This window comes from Sulfitobacter sp., from assembly GCF_041552635.1.
GTDB lineage: Bacteria > Pseudomonadota > Alphaproteobacteria > Rhodobacterales > Rhodobacteraceae > Sulfitobacter.
In genome coordinates this window covers 1-9,185 of sequence record NZ_JBFEKM010000159.1, presented here as the reverse complement: position 1 = coordinate 9,185, position 9,185 = coordinate 1, and the positions used below count along the sequence as shown (strand labels likewise).

8 protein-coding genes are annotated in these 9,185 nt (G+C 59.6%); 5 read left to right on the top strand and 3 right to left on the bottom strand.

Annotated features, from left to right (window positions below):
* The 3 genes from ABYT07_RS16400 to ABYT07_RS16390 all read left to right on the top strand — a co-directional run.
* The coding region (locus tag ABYT07_RS16400; protein WP_372993110.1) for a hypothetical protein at positions 1 to 217 on the top strand (217 nt) is incomplete at its 5' end.
* Between the two features lie 80 nt (positions 218 to 297).
* Positions 298 to 1,590 carry a serine--tRNA ligase gene (serS, locus tag ABYT07_RS16395; protein WP_372993109.1) on the top strand — a complete coding sequence of 431 codons (1,293 nt, stop codon included), beginning with the start codon at positions 298 to 300 and terminating at the stop codon, positions 1,588 to 1,590.
* Between the two features lie 62 nt (positions 1,591 to 1,652).
* Entirely contained in the window at positions 1,653 to 2,360 is a 708-nt protein-coding gene (locus ABYT07_RS16390; protein ID WP_372993108.1) for a hypothetical protein, read from the top strand.
* A 58-nt stretch (positions 2,361 to 2,418) separates the two neighbouring features.
* Here the strand turns inward: ABYT07_RS16390 and der are convergent, their stop codons facing one another.
* From der to ABYT07_RS16375, 3 genes are read right to left on the bottom strand one after another with little or no spacing between them, the layout of a single operon-like run.
* Positions 2,419 to 3,894, bottom strand: coding sequence for a ribosome biogenesis GTPase Der (gene der / locus ABYT07_RS16385; RefSeq protein ID WP_372993107.1), 1,476 nt, complete (start codon positions 3,892 to 3,894; stop codon positions 2,419 to 2,421).
* A 49-nt stretch (positions 3,895 to 3,943) separates the two neighbouring features.
* Positions 3,944 to 5,347, bottom strand: coding sequence for a PQQ-binding-like beta-propeller repeat protein (locus tag ABYT07_RS16380; RefSeq protein ID WP_372993106.1), 1,404 nt, complete (start codon positions 5,345 to 5,347; stop codon positions 3,944 to 3,946).
* A 54-nt stretch (positions 5,348 to 5,401) separates the two neighbouring features.
* A complete protein-coding gene (locus ABYT07_RS16375; RefSeq protein ID WP_372993105.1) occupies positions 5,402 to 6,115 on the bottom strand; it encodes a hypothetical protein in 714 nt (237 codons plus the stop codon).
* Positions 6,116 to 6,330: 215 nt separating this feature from the next.
* On the opposite strand from ABYT07_RS16375, the gene ABYT07_RS16370 reads away from it, so the two are divergent.
* A complete protein-coding gene (locus tag ABYT07_RS16370) occupies positions 6,331 to 7,569 on the top strand; it encodes an efflux RND transporter periplasmic adaptor subunit (protein ID WP_372993104.1) in 1,239 nt (412 codons plus the stop codon).
* Positions 7,566 to 9,185, top strand: a 1,620-nt coding sequence (locus ABYT07_RS16365) for an efflux RND transporter permease subunit (RefSeq protein ID WP_372993103.1), incomplete at its 3' end; no start/stop codon positions are given. The genes ABYT07_RS16370 and ABYT07_RS16365, both read left to right, overlap by 4 nt.

The window sequence follows — 9,185 nt, the reverse complement described above, 5'->3', positions numbered from 1 at the left end:
GGCGCTGAAGAAGGTTAATTTTACAAAAATTAACATAGGACCAAACCAATTGCAGCAAATGTTTGGTGATGCCACCGTCACCCTGCCCGGTGGCCATGGCCCCGATAACGAAAGCTGGCCTCCCCACTGGAGCAAGAAAGATTTAGGCTGGGACTTCGACACCAAATGGCGCGCCTTCCAGCGTTCTATCGGACAAGACCCCGATAACCCCGCCTAACACCACATCTGGCCCCGCGATCTACAATCGGGCATAAGGCGGGCAAGGCCTCAGGCGATTCAAGATCAAAGGACAGACCCATGCATGACATCAAAGCCATCCGCGAGAACCCTGATGCGTTTGACGCGGCCCTTGCGCGGCGCGGGGATGCGCCTGTTACGGGCGAAATCCTTGCTCTGGACACGGCGCGGCGCGGGATGATCAATGCGGCCGAAACTGCGCAGGCCGAACAAAACAAGGCCTCTAAACTGGTCGGTGCCGCCAAGGCATCAGGCGACGACGCCGAATTCGAACGCCTGCGCGCCCTTGTGACGGAAAAGAAAGCCGAGGTCGCGCAGATGCAGGCCGATGCCAAGGATCTGGACGCCAAGCTGACCGACAAGCTGGCGCGCATCCCCAACCTGCCCGCAGATGATGTGCCCGAGGGTGCGGATGAAAATGACAACGTCGAGGTGAACCGCTGGGGCGACGTGCCGTCCTATGACTTTGCCCCGAAAGAGCATTTCGAGATTGCCAGCGTCGCCGCGTCGATGGATTTTGAAACGGCGGCCAAGATTTCGGGCGCACGGTTTGTGATGCTCAAGGGCGCTGTGGCGCGTATCCACCGCGCGCTGGCGCAGTTCATGATCGACACCCATGTGGATCACAACGGGCTGACCGAATATGTGACCCCCGTGCTGGTGCGCGACGAGGCGATGTATGGCACCGACAAGCTGCCGAAATTCGGCGATGACAGCTATCAGACCACGAACGGCTGGTGGTTGATCCCGACCTCTGAAGTCACGCTGACCTATTCGGTGGCGGGCGATGTGCTGGAAGAAGCCACCCTGCCCCGCCGCATGACCGCGCATACGCTTTGCTTTAGGTCCGAGGCAGGATCGGCAGGCCGTGACACATCCGGCATGCTGCGCCAGCACCAGTTCGAAAAAGTCGAGATGGTGTCGATCACCCATCCCGACGCGTCGGACGACGAACAAAAGCGCATGCTCGGCTGCGCCGAGAACCTGCTGGAACGGCTGGGTGTGCCCTACCGCACCGTGTTGCTGTGCACCGGCGACATGGGTTTTGGCGCGCGGCGCACCTTTGACATCGAAGCGTGGTTGCCGGGCCAAAACGCCTATCGCGAGATCAGTTCGGTTTCCACGACCGGTGAATTTCAGGCACGCCGCATGAACGCACGGTTCAAGCCTGCCGATGGCGGCAAACCGCAATTTGTGCACACGCTGAACGGGTCAGGTCTGGCCGTAGGGCGCTGTTTGATCGCGGTGCTCGAGAATGGCCAGCAAGCAGATGGATCGGTGCAACTGCCCGACGTTCTGGCCCCCTATCTGGGCGGCAAGACTCTTTTGGGAACAGATGGCGTGCTGGTCTGATTGAAACGCCTCTGCCGCAGACTATCTGAGGCAGAGGCTTGATTTTTGACAAGGATATCCCCGTGGGACGCACCCTGACTGCTGTACTGACATTGCTGCTGGCCATTGGCTTTGCCGCATCGCCGTTTTTCGTGACCAGCTTTGCCGGGTTTGACCCCGACCAGTTTCCGGTTCCTCAGGTAAACCCGCCGGTCCAGCCAGCGGGTTATGCGTTTTCGATCTGGGGCGTCATCTATCTGTGGCTGATCATCGGGATGGCGTGGGGCCTGTGGAAAGCCCGCGAGGATTTCATCTGGCATGACATGCGCGTGCCGCTGTGTGTTTCGCTGTTCGTGGGCTGTTTCTGGCTCGCGGTGGCCGTGGCCAGCCCGATCTGGGCGGCGGTGCTGATCTGGGTGATGCTGATCGGAGCACTGGTGGCGCTGTTCAAATCACCGCAAGACAACCACTGGTACGCGGCCCTGCCGGTCGGGTTATACGCTGGCTGGCTGAGTGCGGCGTCTTGCGTGTCGCTTGGCCTGTTGGCGGCGGGATATGGCTGGGTCAACGAAGATACCGCAGCATTGGTGTTTGTGGGATTGGCCATCGTGATCGCCGCAGGGGTGCAATCGACGCTGATGCGGGCACCAACCTATGGCATCGCTGTAATATGGGCCTTGATCGGGGTTGTGGTGCAGAACATGGCGGCCGCGCCCACCGTGGCCGCATTGGCCGCCGGCGGGGCGATTGCGCTGCTGCTTCCGACCTATAGGTCTTGGCGCAAGGCCTAGGGGCTGACCGGCGTTTTCAAAAACACCGGTCTAGTTTATTCGAAGAACTCGGGCGCGCCTAGCGGTCCTTGCGGTGGCCGTCGGTATGTTTGCGCAGCTTTGACGGCTTGGCCTTTTTGCGCCCCTTATACGGGTTGGCATCTGACTGGCCGCGCATCCACAAACGGATCGGCGATCCGGGCATGTCAAAGTCGATCCGCAAGCCGTTCACAAGATAGCGGTTATAGCTTTCCGGCACCTTATCAGGGTGGCTACACATCACAACAAAGCCAGGAGGCCGGGTTTTCGCCTGCGTCATATAGCGCAGTTTGATCCGCTTACCTTGGGGCGCGGGGGGCGGATGGGCCTCCATCATGCCAGCAAGCCAGCGGTTCAACTGGGCGGTCGTAATCCGGCGGTTCCACACATCATAGGCGCGCATAATTGCCTGTTGCAGGCGGTCAAGGCCACGGCCGGTTTTGGCCGAAACCGTTACCAAGGGCGCGCCTTTAAGCTGCGGCAGCAAGCGTTCAAAGCTTTCGCGTAGATCCTTAAGCTTGCCTTGTTTGTCGGTCTCAAGATCCCATTTGTTCACCGCAATCACGACCGCACGCCCTTCGCGTTCGGCCAGATCCGCGATTCGCAGGTCTTGCTGTTCAAACGGTATCTCGGCATCCAGCAGCACCACAACGACCTCGGCGAACTTTACCGCTCGCAGACCATCGCTGACACTAAGCTTTTCAAGCTTTTCTTGAATCTTGGCCTTTTTGCGCATGCCCGCCGTATCAAAGATACGCATCGGCACGTCATCCCAAACGGTGCGCAAGGAAATCGCATCGCGGGTAATCCCCGCCTCGGGGCCCGTCAGCAGACGGTCTTCGCCCATAATCTGGTTGATGAGCGTGGATTTACCAGCATTCGGGCGGCCTACGACGGCAACTTGCAAAGGCTTTGCGTTGGTTGGCACAGGAATGGGCGCGTCTTCGTCGCCCAGTTCTGCTTCTTCCTCGGTCAGGTCTACGTCTGTATCTGGCGTGTCCGTATCCACCCGTTCGGCAAAGCCGTCAGCGATCGGCATCAACTGGCTGTAAAGGTCGTTCAACCCTTCGCCGTGTTCTGCGGACATCCGGATCGGTTCGCCCAGTCCAAGGCTATATGCCTCGATCACGCCGGCATCGGCGGCCCGGCCCTCGCCCTTGTTGGCGGCCAGAATCACATGGGCGGATTTCTTGCGCAGGATATCGGCAAACACCAGATCGGACGGGGTCACACCGACGCGGGCGTCAATCATAAACAGGCAGATATCGGCCATATCCACGGCCCGTTCAGTCAAACGGCGCATCCGGCCCTGAAGGCTGTCATCGGTGACTTCTTCCAGACCTGCGGTATCGATCACGGTAAAGCGCAGATCGCCAAGCCGTGCGGCCCCTTCGCGCAGGTCACGGGTCACACCGGGTTGGTCATCGACCAAGGCCAGTTTTTTACCGACAAGACGGTTGAACAGCGTGGATTTTCCCACATTGGGACGGCCCACGATGGCGAGGGTGAAGGACATGGAATGCTCCGAAGGTCAGGTCAAGCCTGCGCTCTAGCCTATTTCGCGGTCAACGGAAAGCGTGCAATTGCCCTTTGGACGACACGACATACAGCGTACCGCTTGCGACGACAGGTGCCGTGGTCGCCCCACCGGGGATCTCCACACTGCCCACAAGCGCGCCATTGGTCGGATCAAAGCTGCGCAGCTTGCCATCGTTTGATGCAATGATCACGCGGCCACCGGCAATAATCGGGCCATAATGGGCAAAGACTTCGGATTGGCGTTTCGGCTTGTCCTTGACGAAATTCGGCAAGGGCACGCCCCAGATCCGCTGGCCTGTGTTTGCATCTAGCCGCACCAGTTCATTCAGATCCGAGATCGCAAAAACGCTGTCCCCTGCGGGCCAAACCGGCCCTATCGCACCGTCGCGGGCGACCCAGCGGCGTTCGCCACCGGCAAGGCTTAGCGCCGCCAGTCGACCCGATTGGTTGCCGACATAAACCGTATCACCGGAAATCACCGGCCCGCTTGTCACATCCGAGATATTGGACAATGCCCGCCCGGGGCGTTTGCCCACAACAGAGGTGTTCCAGCGGTCCAAGCCGCCTTGACGGAACAGGCCCTGCACTTCGCCGGACCCAAATGCCATCACTGCAATGTCGGGGCTGATCGCGGGGGCTGGCGCGCCCAGCACGTTGCTGATGCTGGTGCTGGCACCGGTCTGCCACTGCACGCGTCCATTGGATTTGTTCAAGGCCCAGCCCAAATCGTCACCCGAGGTGAAATAGATCAGATCGCCGTAAACCGTCGGGGCCCCTGAACCGGTCCCTTCGATATCTTGCGACCACCGCGTGCCACCAGTTGCAACATCAAGGGCCGAAACGATGCCAAAGCCCAAAGAGACATAAAGCGTGTCGCCATCCACAGCCAGACCACCGCCGGTCGCATCGCCCCCGCCATCACTGGCCGGGGTCAGGTCTCGGGTCCACAAAACAGCACCCGAGGTCGACGTCGCCGTAACCAACGCGCTTGAATCGATGGTAAACACACGCGCCCCCGACACAACGGGTGCTGCGGTGATGCGCTGCTTGCGGCTGTCGCCTTGGCCGATGTTCGATGACCACGCCAATTGCGGCGCGCTTCGCAGCGCGGCATTGGCGACGCGTGTGCTTGGCGTGCCTGCCGATTGGGACCAGCTTGCGTTATTGACGGCCTTGGGCAGGGCAATCGCGCGGGTTGTGTTGGCGGGAATTGCGATATCGGCGGGTGCTAGCAAACTATCATCATTTTGCAGCACCGACCGCACGTCTTGCCGCAAACCGGGAAGAATCACTTCGGGCTCGGCACAGGCTGACAACAGCAAGGACGCGATCACTGCCCCGATGCCCAGACCGGCACGCCTGACTTTCAGACCGCCACGGGCCGGCTTTAACGTCATGCGCGTATCAAGGTCGCTGTGGAGATTGGTCATGGCCCTGCTCGCTTTGCTCTTAACTCGTGTCATCCGACGCGTCTTGGGACGGTCTTAATTGTTCTGCGCATCTGCCTGCGAGGTCCCGTCGGACCCGGCCAAAGGTGCGGCGGTGCCCATGTCGGGTTCCCCGCCCAGTGCCACAATCACCTGAAGGGCGCGTTGTTGCAAGTCTGCGGTGACTTCGGCATCCAATAAGATCGCCTGATAGCGATCAATCGCCCCCTGCGGGTTGTTTTCCTCAATTTCGATCAGCGCCAGCTGTTCTTCGGCCAGCAAACGCAGCGTGTTGCCGGGCTGGGCCAATGCTTCGAGCGCCAGACGGCGTTCGTTGGCAGGGGTGTCCGTGCCTTGCAGGGTGACCGATTTCAGCTGCGCCATCTCGCGGTAGATGGCGGGAATGTCACCGTTCACGGCGATTGCGTTCAGCGTTTCCACCGCGCCAGCCTTGTCCCCTGCCTCCACCTGCTCGGCGGCGGCCAGGAACCCCAATACCGCAGAGGCACGCGGCGTATCCGCCTCAATCGCGCTAAGGGCTGCGGCCCGCCCTTCAGTTTCTTGCAAGGTCAGCGCGGCAAACATTGCATCGCCCAAGGCTTCGGCTTTGTTGCGCGCTTGTGCTTTTTGGTATTCATTCCACGCTGCACCACCGACGATCAGCACGATGGCCAGAACGGCGATCCACCCATAGCGCTTGAGCATGAAATAGAAGCGGTCGCGCCGAACTTCGTCGTTCACTTCGTCGATGAAACTGTCTGTATCGCTCATGTTTTTGCCCGATCCGCCCTAATTTGATGCTTGTCTTAACGCGCAGCCGCCACCCTGCCAAGGGCCTGACTGCACAGTGTTTTGGCGAGTGCCGCACAAACAGGGAAAGATTGATGGATTTTTGACAAAGTATTCTGTCCGGTTTAGGTGCATTGAACTAACTATTTGCCATCTTATTTATTCTTGACCATGGCGATTTACCCCAAAGGTTCCCAATGCGCATCTTTCCAATAATTGCGGCAATCGCCGTATCCTTCCTTATGTATATGGCGATCTTTCAACGTGACGCCCTGATGGCCGCTGTCGGGATAGGCCAAAGCGATGAAGCAACCGAATCCCTGACTGCCGATCCGGCCCCGAACCAGGTGGCCGACCAAGGGCTGGTAAAAGTCGTTGTGCAACGCAGCACCGCCACATCGCTGGAATCCGCCGTTATCGTGCGCGGCCAGACCGCAGCGGCGCGCCAAGTTGACGTTCAAGCGGAAACCTCGGCCACTGTGGCCTCGCCTCCCCTGCGCAAAGGGTCGCGTGTCGCGGCTGGGGACACGCTATGCGAACTGGACATAGGCACACGGGATGCAGCCCAAAAAGAAGCGCAAGCCCGCCGCGCAGAAGCCGCGTCACGCGTTCCGGAATCCGAATCCCGTGTTGTAGAAGCGCAAGCACGGCTGGACGAGGCGATGATCCGTTTTAACGCCGCCACCAAGCTGGGCGAGGACGGGTTTTCGTCCACCGCGCAGATTGCGACTGCCGGGGCCGCTGTCGCTGCCGCCCGTGCCGGCGTCAGTTCTGCAGAAGCAGGGTTGAATGCCGCCAAATCCGGGATCGAGGCCGCAGATGCCGCCGTCGCCGTCACCCAGACCGAAATCGACCGTCTGACGCTGACCGCGCCCTTTGCGGGGTTGCTTGAAAGCGACACAGCCGAATTGGGCAGCCTGCTGCAAAAAGGGTCGATCTGCGCACGGGTGATCCAACTCGATCCGATCAAGCTGGTGGGCTTTGTGCCCGAAACCGAAGTCGACCGTGTGACCCTAGGGGCCCCCGCAGCCGCACGTCTGGCCGCCGGAAACCGTCAGATCAACGGTCAAGTCACCTTTATTTCGCGCGCATCCGATCCATCGACCCGTACCTTTCGGGTTGAAATCGACGTGCCGAATCCGGATCTAAGCATCCGCGATGGGCAGACTGTGGAAATCGCAATCGCCTCTGCGGGGGTTAATGCGCATCTGATTCCGCAATCCTCGATGACGCTGGATGACGACGGCATTCTTGGGGTGCGCACGATTGATGAAAACAATGTCGTGGCCTTTAACCCTGTTGAACTGGTCCGCGACACACCGCAGGGCATCTGGGTGGTCGGGCTGCCCGAGACCGTCACGATCATCGTGCTGGGCCAAGAATATGTCACCGCAGGCGTCACCGTCGCACCGACCCTGCGCAAGGTCACCCAATGAACGGTATCGTCGATTGGGCTGCGGGCCGTGCGCGCATGGTCATGGCGTTTATCCTGCTAAGCCTTGTCGTAGGCGGCTATGCCTATTCGACCTTGCCCAAAGAGGGCGAGCCCGACATCGAAATCCCTGCCCTGTTTGTATCGGTGCAGTTCCCCGGCATTTCGGCCGCCGATAGTGAAACTCTGCTTGTCAAACCGATGGAGACCGAGCTGTCCGATCTGGACGGTCTGAAAACCATGAGCGGCACGGCCTCTGAGAACTATGCCGGCGTCGCGCTTGAGTTTGAATTCGGCTGGGACAAGACCAAGATCATGGCCGACGTCCGCGACGCGATGAGCACCGCGGAGGCCAAATTCCCGGAAGGTTACGAGAAATATTCGATCACCGAGATCAACTTTTCCGAATTCCCGATCATCATCGTCAACCTGACCGGCCCCGTGCCAGAACGCACCATGGCCCGTGTGGCGCGCGACTTGCAAGACGCTCTTGAAGGGGTCGACGCGGTGCTTGAAGCCGGTCTGGCCGGGGACCGCGACGAGATGCTCGAGGTGCTGATCGACCCTTTGCGCCTTGAGGCATATGACGTCACCGCCGGTGAATTGATCAACGTGGTGCAAAACAACAACCAGCTGATCGCAGCTGGCGAAGTGCAATCGGATCAGGGCAGTTTTGCCGTCAAAATCCCGTCGTCTTTCGATGACCCTCGCGATGTCTACAACCTGCCGGTCAAGACCAACGGCGACCGCGTCGTCACCTTGGGTGATCTGGCCACAATCAATCTGACCTTCGAAGACCGCGAAGGCACGGCACGCTTCAACGGCGAAAAAACGCTGGCGTTGCAGGTGGTCAAACGCAAGGGCTTTAACCTGATCGACACCTCGACCCGCGTCAAGGAAGTGGTCGCCGAACAAAGCGCTGCGTGGCCCGAAGGGCTGAAAGCCGCCGTTGAGATCGGGACCTCCAACGACCAAAGCCGTATCGTGGACAGCATGGTGCAACAATTGATCGGGTCGGTTCTGACCGCGATTGCATTGGTGATGATCGTGGTGTTGGCCGCCCTTGGCATTCGGGCGGCGTTGCTGGTGGGCTTTGCCATTCCAACGTCGTTTCTGCTGTGTTTCGCCTTTCTGGCGCTGATGGGGATATCGATTTCGAACATCGTGATGTTCGGGCTTATCTTGGCCGTGGGCATGTTGGTGGACGGTGCGATCGTGGTGGTCGAATATGCCGATGCGCGTCAACAACAAGGCGAAGGCCCAATGCAGGCCTATGTCACCGCCGCCAAGCGGATGTTCTGGCCAATCATTTCATCAACCGCGACGACGCTTTGCGCGTTCTTGCCCATGCTGTTCTGGCCCGGTGTACCCGGCCAGTTCATGGGCATGCTGCCGGTCACCTTAATCTTTGTTCTGTCGGCATCTTTGGTTGTGGCACTGGTCTATCTGCCGGTTTTGGGCGGCGTCACCGGGCGTCTTGAACGCTGGATGGCCGATAACATGGCCGCAATCGCGGGGCTGCGGATTTACCTGCACTTGGCTCTTTTTCCGGTCGCATTCGTGATGATCATCCTTTTTGCAGCCCTCAGTGGGCCGCTTTTCGCGGTAATTTCAGCGCAG